This window comes from Haloarchaeobius iranensis (assembly GCF_900103505.1).
GTDB lineage: Archaea > Halobacteriota > Halobacteria > Halobacteriales > Natrialbaceae > Haloarchaeobius > Haloarchaeobius iranensis.
In genome coordinates, this window is the sequence record NZ_FNIA01000012.1 from 17,723 (window position 1) to 34,271 (window position 16,549).

Below are 16,549 nucleotides of genomic sequence, written 5' to 3' on the forward strand. Positions count from 1 at the left end.
TCGACGGGTTTCAGTCCCGGGGAACCGGCGAGCGCAGCCGGGAGCTGCGGTGGCAACATCTGCCGCGAAGTGTGCAGGAACGAGCGCAGAACGCTCAATCCATCGGCGGTTGTATGCAGCTGTGTGCATACTCCGTCGCTCCGAACCACGGTAATCATATGCCAGTAGTCCCAACCGCGTTCCGTGACCCGAACCACGGCCGTGGGACAGCCACGGGCGAGCAGATCAGAGTGACATCATGAGCGGACACCACACACCACAGGGAAGCCCCTTCGCGCCGCACACCGCGACCGACACCGAGGCCATGCTCGACGCCGTCGGCGTCGAGACCGAGGCCGAGCTCTTCGACATTCCGGACAGCGTCCGGTTCGACGGCGAGTTCGGCATCGAGCCACGGAGCGAGCGGGCGATACGCGCGGAAGTCGCACAGACCGTAGAGAAGAACGACGACCTGGTCGAGCTGCTCGGCCGGGGCCACTACAGCCACTACGTCCCCTCGCTGGTGGACCACCTCTCGCTGCGCTCCGAGTTCCTCACCTCGTACACCCAGTACCAGCCGGAGGTCACGCAGGGGTTCCTCCAGGCGCTGTTCGAGTACCAGTCGCTGCTCGTCGAGCTGACGGGGCTCGGCGTCGCGAACTGCTCGATGTACGACGCCGCGACGGCGCTGGGCGAGGCGGCGACGCTCGCCGACCGCCTGCGCCAGACCTCGGGGACGCGCGTCCTCGTCCCCGAACAGCTCGCGGACGGCCGTCGCGAGGTGCTGGCGAACTACGTCGGCGGCACCGACCTCGTCGTCGAGGCGTACCCGATGGACGACGGGAACGTCGACGTCGAGGCGCTCGGGAACGCACTCGACGACGAGGCCGTCATGGTGTACGCGGAGAACCCGACGGTCCGAGGCTGCGTCGAGGAGTCCCTCGAGACCGTCGGCGACCTGGCACACGACAACGACGCGCTGTTCTGCCTCGGCTCCGACCCCGTCTCGCTCGCGCTCCTGCAGGAACCCGCGAGCGTCGGTGCGGACGTGGTCGTCGGCGCGGCCGCCGTCCTCGGCCTCCCGACGAGCTACGGGATGGGGATGGGCCTGTTCGCCACGCGCGAGGAGTACGTCCGGCAGGTGCCGGGCCGGCTCGTCGGCGCGAGTACGGACGACACCGGGCGACGGACGTACACGCTCACCCTCCAGACCCGCGAACAGCACATCCGGCGCGAGCGCGCCACCTCGAACATCTGCACGAACCAGGCGTGGGTCGCGCTCCGGGCGGCCATCCACGCGGCGTCGCTCGGTCCCGACGGGCTGGCCGACCTCGCGACGGAGGCCGTCACCGACGCACAGGAACTCGCCGACCGCGTGACGGAGGTCGTCGGCGTCAAAGCGCCCGTCCACGACCGCCACCACGTCCGCGAGTTCGTCGCCCGCACCGACCAGCCCGCGCCGGCGGTCGCAGCGGACCTCGAGGACGAGGGCTACGCGGTCCACGTGCTCGGCGAGCACCAGATCCAGCTCAACGCGAACGCGCTGGCCGAGGGCGAGGTCGACGAGTTCGTCGACGCCCTCGCGGAGGTGGCGCGATGAACTACGACCAGGCGCGCTGGACCGACGACGACGAGCGCTACGAGCCGCTCCTCAGCGAGAAGCACACCGCCGAGGCCGACCTCGACGACGCGCCGCTGCCGGACGAGCTGACCCGTGATTCCCTGGAACTGCCCGACCTCTCGGAGCCCGAACTCGCCCGGCACTACACGCGGCTCTCGGAGATGAACTACGGTGTCGACTCCGGCCCGTACCCGCTCGGGTCGTGTACGATGAAGTACAACCCGAAGTTCACCGAGGACGTGGCGGCCATCGAGGCCGGTGCGGTCCACCCCGACCGCTCGCCCGAGAGCGTGCAGGGCAACCTCGAACTGCTGTACGACCTGCAGGACTACCTCGGCCGCATCGGCGGGATGGACGCGGTGACGCTCCAGCCCCCCGCCGGTGCCGCGGGCGAGTTCACCGGCGTGCTCGTCGCGAAGGCCTACCACGAGCACAACGGCGACGAGCGCTCGGAGATCATCGTGCCCGAGAGCGCCCACGGCACCAACTTCGCCAGCGCCGCGCTCGCGGGCTTCGACGTGGTCTCCCTCCCCGGTGGCGACGACGGCCGGGTCGACCTCGACGCGCTCGAGTCCGCGCTCTCCGACGAGACCGCGCTCCTGATGCTCACCAACCCGAACACGCTCGGGCTGTTCGAGCGCGACATCGAGGAGATATCGGAGATGGTCCACGACGCCGGCGGCCTGCTCTACTACGACGGCGCGAACCTCAACGCGCTGCTCGGGCGCGCCCGCCCCGGCGACATGGGCTTCGACATCATGCACTACAACGTCCACAAGACGTTCGCGACGCCCCACGGCGGCGGCGGTCCCGGCGCGGGCCCGGTCGGGGTCGTCGGGGAGCTCGCGCCCTTCCTCCCGAAGCCACAGGTCGAGAAGCGCGACGGCACGTACGACCTGTTCGACCCCGAGCACTCCATCGGGAAGGTCCACGGCTCGCTGGGCAACTGGCTCGTGCTCGTCAAGGCGTACGCGTACATCGCCCGGCTCGGCGACCCCGGGCTCGCCGACGCCAGCGCGAAGGCGGTGCTGAACGCGAACTACCTCGCCAGCCAGATCGAGTACGAGGTGCCGTACGGCCCGTTCCACCACGAGTTCGTCGCGAGCGCCGGCGACCAGGACGCAGCCGACGTCGCCAAGCGCATGCTCGACTACGGCGTCCACCCGCCGACGACGAAGTGGCCCGAGATCGTCGGCGAGGCGCTGATGACCGAGCCGACGGAGATAGAGAACAAGACCACGCTGGACCAGCTCGCGGACGCGTTCAACGCCGTCGCCGACGAGGACCAGGACGCACTCGCGGCAGCGCCCGAGCGCACGGCCGCCCGACGCATCGACCAGACCGGGGCAGCGCGTAACCTGCGCCTCTCCTGGCAGGCGCTCGACGACGAGTAACGTCGACCGACAAAAAATATTTTCAGCGAGAATATGCGTTGCTGCCGGCGGTAGCCGCGACCACGATGCCCCGCTCACCGACAGTCGTCGCCCTCTGTGGCAGCCGCCGCGATGCGAGCAAGACCCGGACAGCGCTCGGCCTCGCGCTGGACACGGCCCGCGACGAGGGCGCGACGACCGAACTGGTCGACCTCCGCGAGTACGAACTCCCCGCACTGGACCCGACGACGCCCGACCCGAGTGACGCCGACCGGCTCCGCGCCCGGGTCGCGGCCGCAGATGCCGTCCTGCTCGGGACGCCCAACTACCACGGCTCGTACTCGGGGGTCCTGAAGAACGCGCTCGACTACTGCAGCCGCGACGAGTTCGGCGGGACGACCGTCGGCCTGCTGGAGGTCGCCGGCGGGAGCTTCCCCGGCCGCGCGCTCGACCACCTCCGCGCCGTCGCCCGCGTGCTGAACGCATGGACGCTCCCGGTCGAGGTGGCGGTCCCGCGCTCGCACGAGACGGTGACCGACGGGTCGGTGACCGACGACGACGTGGCCGACCGGGTCCGACGCCTCGGCAGCGACCTCGTGAAGTCCGCTGGCGTCGAGCGGTATCCGGAGACGGCGAGCGCGGCCGCAGGGTCCGCACCGACCCACTGCGAACCATGACGGACCACGGTACGCCCGGCGAACCCGACGGCGTCCGCGTCGACGGCATCGACCACGTCGAGTGCTACGTCCCTCGCGCTGTTCGAGAGCGCGGAGCGCGGCGTCGGGTTCCACCGGGTCGCGTTCCGTATCGACGGCGAGGGCTTTCTCGCCGTCGTCGACCGACTCGCCGACGACCCCGCGGTCGCTGTCGACGGCCGGGACGACGTCCGCGACCACACCTACTCCTTCTCGGCCTACTTCACTGACCCGTACGGCAACCCGTTCGAGGTGACGACGTACGAGTACGCGTTCGTCGCAGAAGCTCCGGGCGTCGACGGCGACAGTCCCTCCGGGTGACGCCGTCGACCGCCGGACGGGGAACCGGTTCGACTACTCGAACAGCGCGATGGCCTCGCCGTAGCGACGGGTCGGCTCCTGCCAGTCGACCACTGAGAAGAACGCCTCGACGAAGTCGCCGCGTGCGGGCCCGTAGTCGTGGTAGTACGAGTGCTCCCATACGTCCAGTGCGAGGATGGGGTGGCTCCCCCAGAGCGCGCCCTGGTCGTGTTTGTCGACGACGACGTTGCGTAGCTGCTGGCTGTGCGTGTCGTAGACGAGCAGCGCCCAGCCGCCGGCGGCCGAGGCCGCGGCCTCGAACTCCGCCTTCCACGCCCCGTAGGAGCCGAAGTCCGCCTCGATGCGGTCCCGGAGCGCGCCCTCGGGTTCGTCGCCGCCCTCGGGGCTCATGCACTGCCAGAACAGCTCGTGGAGGACGTGGCCGGACGCGTTGTGGGTCACGTCGCGGATCGCGTCGGCCGAGCCGTCGGTCGTCCCCGCCTCGCGGTTCGCCGCCAGCGCCTCGTCGGCGGCGTTCCAGCCGTCGACGTAGCCCTGGTGGTGGGTGTCGTGGTGCCAGCGGAGCACCTGTTCGCTGATGTGCGGTTCGAGCGCGTCGTAGTCGTACGGTAGCGGGTCGAGTTCGTGGTTCGCCATTGCAGGCAGTGCTACCGGCGGGAGCGGAATATATGTTAGCTGAAATAAATTTTGGTAACGCGGGCGACGTGCCGGGGGTGGCCGACGCCGGCGGCCCCGCCGGATGTGGGGCGATTTGCTATTGCAACATACAGTTTATAGAGGTGAGAACACGTGTCCGACACGGTCGTGAAGCGCAGGACGCTGGGTCGAAACCGTGGACTCAGTCGTGACTGGTCGAGGCAGCCGCTACGGAGAACACCGGCCGGCGATTCAGGCTTCGCTCGTGTCGACGTTGCCGTTGATCTTCACGAAGCCGTAGTCGCACTCCGTGCAATGCCACTTGACCTTCTCGCCGAGGTGGACGTGCGTGCTCGCGGCACGGTAGAAGGTGACGTCGCTCTCGCAGTCGGGACAGTAGTGTTCCGTCTCCAGGCTCATGCCACTCCGTCCGTGGGGACGGAACTTTATTGATTCGAAGCGCGCTCAGCCGAACAGCTCGTCCAGGTCGACCGCCTCGTCGTCGTCCGACCGCCTCACTCCCTCGGTGCGCTCGACCGACACGCCGTCGACGAATCGGTCGAACGCGGCCGCGTCCACCCCCGATGTCGCGGCCTCCGACTCGGCGTCGGCCAGCGCCATCACTTCCTCGGGCGACTCCTCGGCGAAGGTCTCGAACAGTTCCTCGGGGGCCGCGCGCTGGTCTGGGAGCGACATGGTGTCGTGTGCGGCCGACTCCCACATTAATCTACGTCAGACGTCTGACGTACGAGGGGGCTGCCACGCGCGTTGTCGTCTCAGGACGGGGCAGATCCGCGGCCGGGTCGTGTGGGGTTCGGCGGCCCCGGCGGTCGGTGCGGCTGGAGTGGGCTCCGAACTGGATCGCGATGGCATCGCCAGGGCTCGAACGGCGTCAGGTACGTCTCCAGTTGGCTCGGGCAGGCAGCCGGCTGTGATGCCCGGCGATATCCTCCGTCTCGATGGTTTCGTCCCGATTCGACGAGAGGCGCTCCGTTCGCGGTCGCGGTGGGGCATCCGAACTGGCTCGTCCGACAGGCGTTAAATCAGATACCACGATACAAAATTCGGGCCGTCCGTCCGTTCGCGGCCGGAGTTAAGTAGGTCTCGCCCGAACCACCGGACATGAAGATATACACCGGCCGTGGCGACGACGGCATGACCGACCTGCGCGACATGTCCCGCGTCTCGAAGACGAGTCCGCGGATCGAGGCCTACGGCACCGTCGACGAGCTGAACGCGCTCGTCGGGACCGTCCGCCCGACCGGCCACGACGACATCGACGAGAAGCTCGCCGGCGTGCAGAACCACCTCCACGTCGTGCAGGCGGACTTCGCCAACCCGGAGCCCGACCAGGACGACCCGGCCATCACGGCGGAGCACGTTGACCAGGTAGAGGCCTGGATCGACGCCTACGACGACGAACTCGAGCCGCTCGAGTCGTTCATCCTCCCGACCGGGAGCGAGAAAGGGTCGCGGCTCCACCACGCGCGGACGGTGTGCCGGCGGGCCGAACGGCGGGCCGTGGCGCTGGCGGCGGACGCACAGGCCAACGAGGACGCCATCCAGTACCTGAACCGGCTGTCGGACGGGCTGTTCGTCTGGGCACGAGTGGTCAACGCCCGGGACGGCGTCCCGGAGGAGAGTCCAACCTACTAGCGCCAGCCTCGGAGCCTGCCGAGGACCGACCCGCTCGCGCCATCGCGCCTGCGATCCCTGATGCGCCCCCGGCCGAGTACGGCCGCCCCGGAGATGTAGACGAGACCGCCGAGCAGGGCGTCGATTGCCACGATGGGTGCCCAGGGGTGGACCCGATAGAGCCAGTCGATGGTCCCCCCGGGCAGCACGGCGAGGTAGCGATGTTCGGCGACGAACCGCCGGTAGTAGCCGGTGTCGTCGGCGGCCTGGAGCGTCAGCGTCGCGTTCGCACTGGTCTGCCCGTCGACCCGGAGGTGACCCGGTGAGACATCGACCCCTTCGCTCGCCGGCTCGAGGTAGACGTGGACGGGGACGAGTCCTCCGTTGGGCACCGCGTAGGTGAGGTTCGACGACGCGCCCTGGCGGATGACCGTCGGGTTCTCGGAGTCGAACTCGGCGCTGACGACGCCGTACTCCTGGGTGCCGGCTGGGACGACCATCGCGGCCGTCGCCGCGAGGACCACCAGCAACGCGAATCCGGCCAGGACGAGGCGTGCGGACGTTCCGTCGTCACGACCCGTCGACCGGTCGCGGCGGCGACGGCTGCCGCCCCCCGCCAGGTACCAGTCGACGGCGTAGGCGACGACCGAGAGCGCGAACAGGAGCGTCGCGAGCCCCTGCGTGCCGAGCAGCGAGCGCGTCCCGAACAGCGTCGCAAGCCGTATCTGCGCCGTCTCCAGCGCGCCCTGGAATCCCATGATGACGGTACCAAGGTGGGGAATCACGACCACCTGCCCGTTCACCTGGAGCGCCTTGGCGACGATCTGGGCGTCCTTGACCGGTGGCTCGCCGCCGTCCTGGTCGGTGAACGGGTTGTTGTCGCCCCGGGTGACGTAGCCCTGGTCGGACTCCCCGACGACGCGGTGGGTCGTCAGCCCGCCGCCCTGGACCTCCTCGGCCCGGAAGACGACCACGTCGCCTTCCGAGACGTCGCCCGCGAGCGCCGACGGCACGGCGACGAAACCGTCACCGGGCTCCATCGTCGGCTGCATGCTCCCCGTCTCGACGTAGCTCAGGAGTATCGGCTGTCCGAGCAAACTGCCGGCCACCAGCGAGATGACGAGGACCGCGAGCAGCGCAGCGGCTCCGCGCGAGAGATACCGACGGTACGTGGATACCAGCGTCACTCCCCCGTAGGAACTCTCAGTACCCGCGCACAAAACTTACCGGCCTGACACTCCCGGGTGATCGTGGTTGCTGCGGGTTCAGGGGGTGACCAGCCGCCGGCCCAGCACGACCGCGACCAGCAGTGTGGCCCCGATGACGACCGCGAGAACCGCGAGCGCCGGCTCGGCGGCGTCGGTGTCGACCTGCGGCGGCGAGGGGCGAGCCGGGTCCGAGTCCTCGTCATCCGATGCCGGCGTCCCCGGCCCGTCCTGCTCCGGGGGCCCGTCGTTGGTAGCCGGTGACTCCGCGGTGACGACGACCGTTCCCGCGTCGACACCCCCGACGGCGAGCTCGTACTCGCCCGGCTCGTCGAAGCTGAGGCGTTCGCTGACCGTCGTCGACTCGTTGGCCAACAGCTCGACGGTCAGCGAGCGGACGTGCTCGCCGTCGACGGTGACCGGCACGGTTCGCTCGCCGTCGACCCGTCCGGCGTTCGTCAACTCGGCGGTGACCGTCGCCGCCTCGCCGGGGGCGACGTGGGCCGTCTCGACCCGGGCGTCGGTGACCTCGATGGCCGGGAGTCGCGTCGCGACGACGACGCTCGACAGCCTCGACGCGTTCGCGGCGTAGTGGACCCGCTCCCCGCGCTTGACGACCTCGGTTTCGAGCTCGGTCCAGCCGTCGCTCCCGAGTCTGAAAACGGTCACGTCCTCGGGGTGAGCCCCCCGCCAGTCGAGGTAGTCGCGGTCGACGCTGACGTACACGGTCGCGTCGCCGACCGCGTCGGGCACGCGCTCCCGGTCCAGCTGCACGTAGCCGTCCGCCCGCACGTGGTCGGCTCCGAGCCCGGGCAGCCCGCCGAAGGGCCCCGGCTGGCCGGCCGCGTCGAACTCGACGACGCTCCCGGTCGCCGCGAAGGCGACCCGGTCGAGGGTGACGTTCGCGCCTGCGACGTGCATCCCGTCGAGACCGACCGAGACGCGGTCGTCCCCACCCAGCACCGTCACGCCGCGGCGGTTCGGTGCGGGCGAGGTGACGGTCGTCGTGGTGCCGTCAGACGGCTCGACGGCCGCGCTTCCGTCCCCGTCGTCGGAGTCCCTCGGCTCCGTGCCGGGGTCGCGCTCGCCACCGTCATCGGCGACGACCGCGTTCACCTCGAAGCTGTCCACGACCACGTCGGGGAGCACCTCGTCGGTCGTGACCACGCGTAGCCCCACCGCCAGGCTCTCGTTCGGCGCGAGGTGGACCGCCTGGTCCGCGCCCTCGACGGGCTCGCCCCGCGCGGTGAACGTCGCCAGCGGATGCCCGGACTCGATCCAGACCCGCGCCGTGCTGTCGCCCTCGTTCGTGACGGTGAACACCTCCGGGACGCCCGTGACCGCGTCGTCGTTCGGCCCGTCGCCCGCGACGTTCGGGTTCGACGCGCTCAGGTCGACCGCGAGCTCGTCGTTCTCGTCGTAGTAGGCGTACTGGCCGTTCGGGCCGGGATGCGGTTCGAGGACGATGGACTGGCCGATGTCGTCGCCCTCGGTGAGTTCGACTGCGCCGGTTCCCTGGAGGAGTGCGAGGGCTAGCGTGATGGTAGCGAGGCCCGTGAGGAGGAGTTTGGTGGTGCTACGCACGGCTATCGACCTCCGTGCTGTCTGCTAGTCGCTTTCGGGTTCCCATCCTCCGTACCACCATCGCAAAGACCCACCGGCGGAGTCGAACCGCCGACTCGGATGATGTGAAACAAGGGGATGTATGTTCCAACCAGCCAAGGTTCCAAAGTGGGTGCTTCTCGTTTGTCGAAAGAATCGATATTGAGTTGGTTGGTCGCTCAGTCAGCTTTCGAACAGACTTTCCAATTCGGCGTTTACTGCGTCTTCGCTAATGTCAGTGTCCGAGAGATCGAACGTGACATCAGCCATATCCTCGTACGTCGAGAGGTTCGGTGGTTCGTTTGACATGATCTCCTTAGGGCTGTCTTGCAGTTATCTGAATTTCGTCGCTTACCTCTACTGAACCGATTGCACTGGATGGAACTGCCAGTGCAACGAGATTGAACCGGAGCTCATCGCCAGGACTGAGTCCTTTAATACCGATGAAGGAAACATCCTCTGGGACTGGTATCCCTGGCCAGATAACTCCCCATTCAATATCCACCTCGATCTCGTCCGGGTTTTGTGGTTCAAGGAGCACTGCGAGGGCCCCATCGATGTCCGGTGGGAAAACCTGGCCATCAATATCACCGTAGGCTAACGGTGTCACGGCGACATCGACTTCCTGCGTCCCTTGGTTCTGAATCTTGAAGATGTCACCGATACTGGTGACCGCATTGGTGTTGATACCTTCTCCACCGGCAACACCGCTTCCGATGTTGTTGTTATCGTCGGTCAGGCTGATTGCCAGTGCATCGTTCGAGGTCGTGTCAGCGTAGTTTCCGTTCGGACCATCGCCGGGCTGGATACCAAGATATGCGCTCGCGTCGTTTGCGACGGTGACACTGATGTCACGCTCGGCTTCGACGTTGGAAAACGCACCGGTACCCATTGCTGCCGCACCGCCTCCGGCGAGAGCTCCGAGGCTCAACACGAATTTTCTACGGTTCATCTGTATTACCTCTAACTAGTGGCGTCTGCGTTGAACGTCACCGAATCGAGGAGCTCGTCGCCGTCACCCACACTTTCACCTTCCGTGTCGATCTCGATACTGACAGTGACACTACTACCAGTACTGAGGGTGACTGGATTATTACCACTACCAATCGAGGTTCCGTCGTCGTAGGCGTTACTGTCAGTGTAGAACTTCACCAGACCGCTATTGTCTCCGCTCTTGCTGAGACTGACGTCAACCTCTTGAGTTCCCTGATTCTCGATGACAAAGAGGTCATCAATTTGCGTAACTGCATCGGGGTTGACCCCGTCACCACCAGCACCAGTTGCGTTATTGGAATCCAGGTTGATGGCCAGCGTTCCACCGTTTCCATCGTCGGTCACGTACTCGGAGTTAGCGCCACCGGTCCCTTCAAGCCGAAGGTACGCGCTTGCGTCGTCAGCAACCTCAACGTCGATATTTCGAGTTGCACTCACACTCGTGAACGCCCCGGTACCTAATGCAGCTGCCCCGCCGGCAGCGAGCGATCCGACCCCTGCGATGAACTTGCGTCGTTCCATGGTCGTGTTCTACCTCGTTCGAGCGACCTCACACGAGCGGTCGTCCCCCGGTCCCCCCAGGTGACGCCGGCTCGCACCGGGTCGCTTCACTCGAACCCAATGGGAGGTACCCGTACTGTATTGAGTGACCTGAGCCATATCCGGTAAGGTCTGAGCGAGCAAGCCCTCGGTTCAGACTGGGTCGGAACTTCTCTCTGGCCTGCTCTGAGAGGCTGGTATCAGCTGCCCGAGCAGCCGAACCGGCGGTTACGAACGGGAACCGGCAAGGCATTCCCCCTCATCGACGAACTTCGGCCTCACCCGTCTGAAACCGTCGATATGCACTGATTAATGCACCCGGTACGGTGCTAATTCGATGCTAAACCAACTCCCCGAACCGATAATTTAGCTGAAGAGTGGGACAGTTTTTTATGGTGGTGAGATAACAAATCAGACAACGCATGGGGGTCGCAAAAGCGAAGGGGGACGAGGAGGCGCAGCCATCGACACGCGTCTCCGAGGACGAGCTGTTCGACGTGCTTTCGAACCACCGACGACGGTACGCGGTGCACGTCATGAAACGTGAGGATGCGGGGCGGCTGGAGATCGGGCCGATGGCCGAGCAGATCGCGGCCTGGGAGAACGAGGTCGCGCTGTCGGAGGTGGGTTACGAGGAGCGCAAGCGTGTGTACACCGCGCTCCAGCAGCAGCACCTGCCGATGATGGACGACGCGGGCGTCGTCGAGTTCGACAAGGACCGGGGGGTCGTCGAGCCGACGCCGGCGCTGGCGGACGTGGACCTCTACCTCGACGTCGTCCGGGGGAAGGAGATACCCTGGAACGAGTACTACGTCGGGCTCTCGGCGTTCTCGCTGGCGCTCGTCGCCGGTGTGGGGCTGGACGTGACGCCGTTCTCCCTCCTCCCGGAGTTCGCCTGGATGGTGTTCATCGTGGTCGCGTTCGCCTGCTCGGCGCTGGCCCACCGCTACTACGTCGCCGAGCTGGAACTCGGTGACTCGGAAGCACCACCGGAACTCGACCGATGACGCGCCTCAAGCTGCTGAGCGCCGTGCTCGCCGTGGCGGCAGCAGCAGCGCTCGTCACGGGAAGTGCGGGCTTCTCGTCGGTGAGTGCGGAACGAGGCGTCTCCGTGACCGTCGTCGAGGACGACCAGGCGCTCGTGAACGTCGAGGCCTGCTACACGTCGGCGAGCCCGAACCAGGGGAACCAGTCGCCCGTAAAAGTCAGGGTGACGAACCAGCTCCCGACCGCCCTGACCATCGAGCACGTGAACGGCGAGTCCGTCCCGCCTGGGCGGGAGACGGTCGCGCCGGGCGGGCAGGTGGTGGTCAACCAGGCCTACGACTCGCCGATGTCTGAGGTGACCGTCGAACTCGAGAGCGACGGCGGGACGGGCGTCACGCTGACCCGGACCGTCGTCCAGAAGTCGAACTGTCCGTTCCGGGCGGGGAACGGCGGGAACGAGTCCAACGACGGTGACGACGACGCGGCGGACGACAGCCACCAGAGCGACGACGACTGAGCTGTCGGCTCGTCCCGTTCAGGTCCGCTCGTAGACGATCATCCCGCCGCGCTCGTGTCGCTCGACCTCGCCGCGTTCTTCCAGCACGTCGAGATGGCCGATAGCCTCGCTCATCCCCGAGAACTGTTCGGTCACGGGGAGGTTCTCGAACAGGCCGTGCATCAGGTCGACCGCGGTCATCGGGCCGTCGAGTAGCTCGTGAACCTCAGCAGTGCGGTCCTCGTGTGCGTCGAGTATCTCCTGGATGCGACCCGCCGGGTCGGTGATGGGCTCGCGGTGGCCGGGAAGGAGCCGGTCGTAGCCGGCGTCACGCTGGCGCGCCAGACAGTCGTTGTATCGCGGGAGGATGCGGGGACGCTCACCGCCGGACTCCGTGGGCGGCTGGAGGAACGGGTTCGGAGTGATATCGGGGAGGACGTTGTCGCCGACGAGACAGACCGTGTCGCCGTCGCCGTCCTCGTAGGTGAAGGTCAGCTCTCCGAGGGCGTGACCAGTGACCCCGTCGACGCTGAGTTCGGTGCCCGCGACCGTGACGGTGTCGCCAGCGGCGAGTGTCACGTCCACGTCGACGTCGGGGGCGTAGTTGAGGAACGCCTCGGGCAGCTCGGTCACGGTGTCGGCCGTCGCGGCGGACATCCCGTTGCGCTCGAAGAAGTCGGTGAAGAACTCGCGCTCGTACGCCCAGCGGCCGGCGAAGTCGCCGACGATCTCGGCACAGGGCTCGCTCGCGCACACCGTCGCGCCGCGGTCGGCGAACCGGTGGGCGCTCCCGAAGTGGTCGGGGTGCGGGTGGGTCACGAGCACCCGCTCGATGTCGTCCGGCGTCAGGTCGTGCTCCTCCAGCGCGGTGAGCAACTCGGCCCACGCTTCCTCGCTGTCGGGACCAGGATCGACAAGCGTGCGCCCGGCGAGGTAGGCGTTGATGGGGCCGACCTGGAAGGGCGTCGGAATCGGATACCGCTCGAACATACTCGGGAGTGACCCCTCTCGGAAGTAAACCCTTGGGCCTCGGCGAAAACGGTGGGTCGGCGGGACAGGCAGGAGTGGGTCCCGAAGTGATGCCCACGGGTCCCTGGCGCGTCTGTGCGCGCCTCGTGGCATGAGTTGCTATGGGAGTCCAGACGGCGGCTGTGGCACGGTGTGGATTCCTCGCCGACCGCAGCTTTAGGTCTGCCTAACAATAACAAAAAGCTGCCGGTTTTGGCGAGCCTAAAAAAGACGACTTCTGACCCCCTCTCGGCGACACGTTTATAGCTCGCTCCACCGTACTCTCGTCTATGAACCGGCACTTCAGAGACGCCCGATACCACGCACGACGCACCGCCGAGGAACTCGCCGCCGGCCTCGAGATGGAGCTCGAACCCGTCCGCGAGCGCGTCGGAGCCCGCATCGACGAGTACCGTGGCGTCGAGGAGCCGGAACCCGAGCCGACCCGCACCGAGCGCGTCCGCAGGGTCGGCTCGAACGCCCGCGACCGTCTGGGCGGAATGCCCATCAGCCGGTAGGCTGGAAGGCAACCCTTAAGTTTCGGAACCGGGTAGCGACAGGTGTCGCGGGTTGGTGGTCTAGTCCGGTTATGACACCTCCTTCACACGGAGGAAGTCGGCAGTTCAAATCTGCCCCAACCCACTAAGATTCTCACCGTTTCTGAAGGAAGAGCGGACGCGCTGTAGCGACCGCTCTCGCGCCCGGAATCGGCGGAGTCGGGGTTGGCGATTCTGGCGGTCGAAATCCTATTCCAGTAAGTTCCTTGGCGCGGCCCCTCGCAGTCTTGCGGTTCTCGTATCCGAGAGGTGGTCTGCGTGAGTGCCGAGAGCCAGTTCGGTATCTCGGCCGAGGAGCTTCGGGTCCGCGAGAAGGCCCGCCCGAAGCCGACCACGTCGCGCGAGTTCCGGTGCGACGAGTGCAAGGCTCGTTGCACCCGGCTGACCGAGGGCGGTGAGGCTGGCCATGCGTACTTCTGTTCCCGGCGGCTCCGCCGGACAGGAGCCGAGCGCGAGCGGCCGACGCTGGATGAGCTTGACCGAGGTGACGCGTGATGCCGCGGTGCAGTATCTGCGGTTCCAGCGTCCAGCACCCGCGTGAGAGCGTCTACATCGAGGGGTACGACGACCGTCGCGAGCGGGTTCGCTACTCGATTCTCTGTACGACCTGCCAGCCACAGCACCCGAGGGAGAACCAGTACACCCCGAGGCGGCTCCCGCGAGGTGAGCACCGGTGACGTACAACCGGGAGCTGCGTGAGCGTATCGTCGAGGCCATCGACGAGGATCCCGCGCGGTTCCTTGACCATGACCTGGTCGGGAACGACGACGCGCGGCGTCTCGCCGTCGCGCGTATCGAGGGCATCGACCGACTCCAGGTAATCAACTGCTGGAAGCAGTGCGAGCGGGCGCTGGACCGCGAGACCCGCGAGAAATTGCTGGCGCTGCTGGACCGTCGTCGCGACTACCTGATTGAGCACGGCGAGCGCGGCGACCGACCGCAGCGCGATCCCGAGAGCATCGAAGAGTGGTCGGCCGAGACCGTCCACGTCGACGGCGACGGGAACCCGGTCGAACGCGGGCGAAGTGCGACCGCGAAGCTGCACGAGGTGCGACAGTGACGGGGCAGACGGTGACGCAGCCCCACGAGTTCGAGGCGTACCTGAAGTATCCGCAGTACGGGCTGGGTCCGTACCAGCTGCTCGCGAAGGCCATCGTCGGACGATTCGATGGATACGCCGAGTTCGAGACCGAGATCGACGGCGAGCGCTGGGAGATCCAGTGTAACTACTCGAAGACGGGTATCGCGCCCCGGCCGAGCGACAACATCGCTGGTGAGGCGCTGTACTCGTGGGACATCACGTGCAAGGGTGAGGGACGACGCAAGTTCTCGCCGATCATCGAGCCGCGGTTCCAGAACATGCGCCATCGCGAGAGCGGGGACGAACTCGGGTTCGGGAAACGCTGGTGGACGCGGTTCGGAACCGAGGGCGTCGACGTCGAGCTGAAAGCCAGCAACGTCGAGCCCGAGGAGGTGCCGAAGCTACTTCACGGCATCTTCGACGCGGTCGCGACCCACGCAGGACTGTCGATGAACTCGCGGTACTTCACCGACCAGCCGAGCCCGGCGCACTCGCGAGTGACGGCCTACGAGCGGTACGTCCGGGTGCGACGGGAGATCGCGTCGAAGCTGCTGGCGAGTGGCACGATGATGAAAGCGATGCACCTGCTCGCCGACGAGAAGGGGACGAAGGCCGAGTACAAGGTCAATAACGAGGAGATCGTCGGGTACATGCACCGGCTCTGGGTCGACCCGGAGAGCGCACAGAAACTGATTCCGAGCCACCGGTACGGCTTCCAGTTCAAGCACTACCACCCGAAGCACGTCAAAAGCGACCCCGAGAACCCACTGTATCACCCCAAGATTGGCGTGCTCATCAATCAGGAGCGCAACGGCGGCGATCCCATCGTGTGGCGCGACCTGGAGGACGCCGAGCGCGAGATCGAGGAGACGCTACTGAACTTCCTCGACTGGGGTAGCGTGCCGACCGACCCTGACCCGGGGACGTACGTCGAGGACGACCATTTCCGACCGGCGGCTCGCGAGGAGACGGTCGCGATGTACGACGACCCGACGCCACAGATCGAGGCCGAGCAGGAGCACCTGCTGGTCACGTCGCTTCGGGACATGACGGACGCCGACCTGGACGTGCTCGACCAGCTGCTCACCGACGGCGGTGGGCAGCACTACGAGGAGATCGCCGAGGAGACTGGACGTGGAGTGAGTACCATCTACCGTGCGCTGAAGCGCCTCGGTGCCGTGCTGGAGAACGACGACGGCGTAGTGAGCTTCGCGTCGCGGAAGTTCCACGACGAGCTGAAAGGTATCATCGAGAGCACCGAGCACCAGGTGAAGAACGCGGCCGACCGCGCGGCGAAGATCCTCGGGATGAACCGGTGTCAGGCGGAGTCGTCGGCATTCCAGCTGTGGCTGAACAAGTACGGTGCGGAGGTCACGGTCAACGACGACGGGAGCGTGGAGACGGTGCGTATCGAGACGATGCTGTCGAAGCTGAAGGCGACAGCGAAGCCGCGCATTCAGGACGTGCTCGCAGAGGGCCGGAAGGCGTGGCACAAGAGCGGCTACGACGTGATCGACCTGGCCGGTGCCGAGGTCGTCGCGAAGATCGACGGGGAGCGCGAACGGGGCGTTTTCGCCGCGCTCGCCCGGTAGCGCGGCCCCGAGTAGAGGCATCACTGTCTCGTACCCCTGTTTTCTCCATCTGAGTTGCCTATTTCGGGGTTCGTAGGTCAATTTTGGTTGGTCATCTGGTCATGGCGTGGCTCGTCGAGCTCGAGATCGGGGCGGCGACCGCGCGGGTCGTTCCCGGCGGGCGGGAACATCCCCTTGGAGAGTGTGCCCAAGGGCACAAACAGAAAAAATACTCAGCCCCCGCCCACG

Annotated in this window: 19 protein-coding genes and 1 tRNA gene; 12 read left to right on the forward strand and 8 right to left on the reverse strand. The window is 66.7% G+C overall.

The features are described 5' to 3' along the window. The first annotated feature begins 238 nt into the window (after positions 1-238). From gcvPA to BLT27_RS11510, 3 genes are all read left to right on the forward strand, one after another. Positions 239-1,579 carry an aminomethyl-transferring glycine dehydrogenase subunit GcvPA gene (gene gcvPA, locus BLT27_RS11500; RefSeq protein ID WP_089734011.1) on the forward strand — a complete coding sequence of 447 codons (1,341 nt, stop codon included), beginning with the start codon at positions 239-241 and terminating at the stop codon, positions 1,577-1,579. Next, complete coding sequence (gcvPB, locus tag BLT27_RS11505; protein WP_089734012.1) at positions 1,576-2,994, forward strand: aminomethyl-transferring glycine dehydrogenase subunit GcvPB; 1,419 nt, start codon at positions 1,576-1,578, stop codon at positions 2,992-2,994. The genes gcvPA and gcvPB overlap by 4 nt, the downstream gene beginning before the upstream one ends. 65 nt (positions 2,995-3,059) lie before the next feature. Further along, positions 3,060-3,650: an NADPH-dependent FMN reductase gene (locus BLT27_RS11510; protein ID WP_089734014.1), complete on the forward strand. Its 591-nt coding sequence runs from the start codon at positions 3,060-3,062 to the stop codon at positions 3,648-3,650. 372 nt (positions 3,651-4,022) lie between these two features. Here the strand turns inward: BLT27_RS11510 and sod are convergent, their stop codons facing one another. The 3 genes from sod to BLT27_RS11520 all read right to left on the reverse strand — a co-directional run bounded on the left by sod (position 4,023) and on the right by BLT27_RS11520 (position 5,321). After that, positions 4,023-4,625, reverse strand: coding sequence for a superoxide dismutase (sod, locus tag BLT27_RS11515; RefSeq protein ID WP_089734016.1), 603 nt, complete (start codon positions 4,623-4,625; stop codon positions 4,023-4,025). 252 nt (positions 4,626-4,877) lie between these two features. Then, positions 4,878-5,045: a DUF7838 family putative zinc beta-ribbon protein gene (locus BLT27_RS19770; RefSeq protein WP_175526439.1), complete on the reverse strand. Its 168-nt coding sequence runs from the start codon at positions 5,043-5,045 to the stop codon at positions 4,878-4,880. A gap of 45 nt (positions 5,046-5,090) precedes the next feature. Next, positions 5,091-5,321, reverse strand: a complete 231-nt coding sequence (locus tag BLT27_RS11520) for a hypothetical protein (RefSeq protein WP_139172317.1) — start codon at positions 5,319-5,321, stop codon at positions 5,091-5,093. Positions 5,322-5,747: 426 nt separating this feature from the next. Between BLT27_RS11520 and BLT27_RS11525 the strand changes: the two genes are divergently transcribed. Continuing rightward, entirely contained in the window at positions 5,748-6,281 is a 534-nt protein-coding gene (locus BLT27_RS11525; RefSeq protein ID WP_089734020.1) for a cob(I)yrinic acid a,c-diamide adenosyltransferase, read from the forward strand. On the opposite strand, the gene BLT27_RS11530 is transcribed toward BLT27_RS11525, so the two are convergent. The 4 genes from BLT27_RS11530 to BLT27_RS11545 all read right to left on the reverse strand — a co-directional run bounded on the left by BLT27_RS11530 (position 6,278) and on the right by BLT27_RS11545 (position 10,582). Beyond that, entirely contained in the window at positions 6,278-7,447 is a 1,170-nt protein-coding gene (locus tag BLT27_RS11530; protein WP_245707730.1) for a signal peptidase I, read from the reverse strand. The genes BLT27_RS11525 and BLT27_RS11530 overlap by 4 nt on opposite strands. Before the next feature lie 78 nt (positions 7,448-7,525). Next, positions 7,526-9,049 (reverse strand): CARDB domain-containing protein, encoded by a 1,524-nt coding sequence (locus tag BLT27_RS11535; RefSeq protein ID WP_089734022.1) that lies wholly within the window; start codon positions 9,047-9,049, stop codon positions 7,526-7,528. Positions 9,050-9,383: 334 nt separating this feature from the next. Next, on the reverse strand, positions 9,384-10,019 hold the full coding sequence (locus BLT27_RS11540) for a hypothetical protein (protein ID WP_089734024.1): 636 nt from the start codon (positions 10,017-10,019) through the stop codon (positions 9,384-9,386). An 11-nt stretch (positions 10,020-10,030) separates the two neighbouring features. Further along, entirely contained in the window at positions 10,031-10,582 is a 552-nt protein-coding gene (locus BLT27_RS11545; protein ID WP_089734026.1) for a DUF1102 domain-containing protein, read from the reverse strand. Between the two features lie 440 nt (positions 10,583-11,022). Between BLT27_RS11545 and BLT27_RS11550 the strand changes: the two genes are divergently transcribed. Beyond that, on the forward strand, positions 11,023-11,607 hold the full coding sequence (locus BLT27_RS11550) for a DUF7344 domain-containing protein (protein WP_089734028.1): 585 nt from the start codon (positions 11,023-11,025) through the stop codon (positions 11,605-11,607). Further along, a complete protein-coding gene (locus BLT27_RS11555) occupies positions 11,604-12,104 on the forward strand; it encodes a hypothetical protein (protein ID WP_089734030.1) in 501 nt (166 codons plus the stop codon). The genes BLT27_RS11550 and BLT27_RS11555 overlap by 4 nt, the downstream gene beginning before the upstream one ends. Positions 12,105-12,122: 18 nt before the next feature. On the opposite strand, the gene BLT27_RS11560 is transcribed toward BLT27_RS11555, so the two are convergent. Then, entirely contained in the window at positions 12,123-13,073 is a 951-nt protein-coding gene (locus BLT27_RS11560) for an MBL fold metallo-hydrolase (RefSeq protein ID WP_089734032.1), read from the reverse strand. A gap of 308 nt (positions 13,074-13,381) precedes the next feature. On the opposite strand from BLT27_RS11560, the gene BLT27_RS11565 reads away from it, so the two are divergent. From BLT27_RS11565 to BLT27_RS11585, 6 genes are all read left to right on the forward strand, one after another. Continuing rightward, positions 13,382-13,609, forward strand: coding sequence for a hypothetical protein (locus BLT27_RS11565; protein WP_089734034.1), 228 nt, complete (start codon positions 13,382-13,384; stop codon positions 13,607-13,609). 49 nt (positions 13,610-13,658) lie between these two features. After that, a tRNA-Val gene (locus BLT27_RS11570) sits at positions 13,659-13,733 on the forward strand. A 173-nt stretch (positions 13,734-13,906) separates the two neighbouring features. Continuing rightward, positions 13,907-14,143, forward strand: a complete 237-nt coding sequence (locus BLT27_RS11575) for a hypothetical protein (RefSeq protein WP_139172318.1) — start codon at positions 13,907-13,909, stop codon at positions 14,141-14,143. After that, positions 14,143-14,325, forward strand: a complete 183-nt coding sequence (locus BLT27_RS19170; RefSeq protein ID WP_139172319.1) for a hypothetical protein — start codon at positions 14,143-14,145, stop codon at positions 14,323-14,325. The genes BLT27_RS11575 and BLT27_RS19170 overlap by 1 nt, the downstream gene beginning before the upstream one ends. Next, positions 14,322-14,708, forward strand: coding sequence for a hypothetical protein (locus tag BLT27_RS11580; protein WP_089734038.1), 387 nt, complete (start codon positions 14,322-14,324; stop codon positions 14,706-14,708). The genes BLT27_RS19170 and BLT27_RS11580 overlap by 4 nt, the downstream gene beginning before the upstream one ends. Further along, a complete protein-coding gene (locus BLT27_RS11585) occupies positions 14,705-16,321 on the forward strand; it encodes a DUF7845 domain-containing protein (protein WP_089734040.1) in 1,617 nt (538 codons plus the stop codon). Before BLT27_RS11580 ends, BLT27_RS11585 begins: the two co-directional genes overlap by 4 nt. Positions 16,322-16,549: the final 228 nt, after the last annotated feature.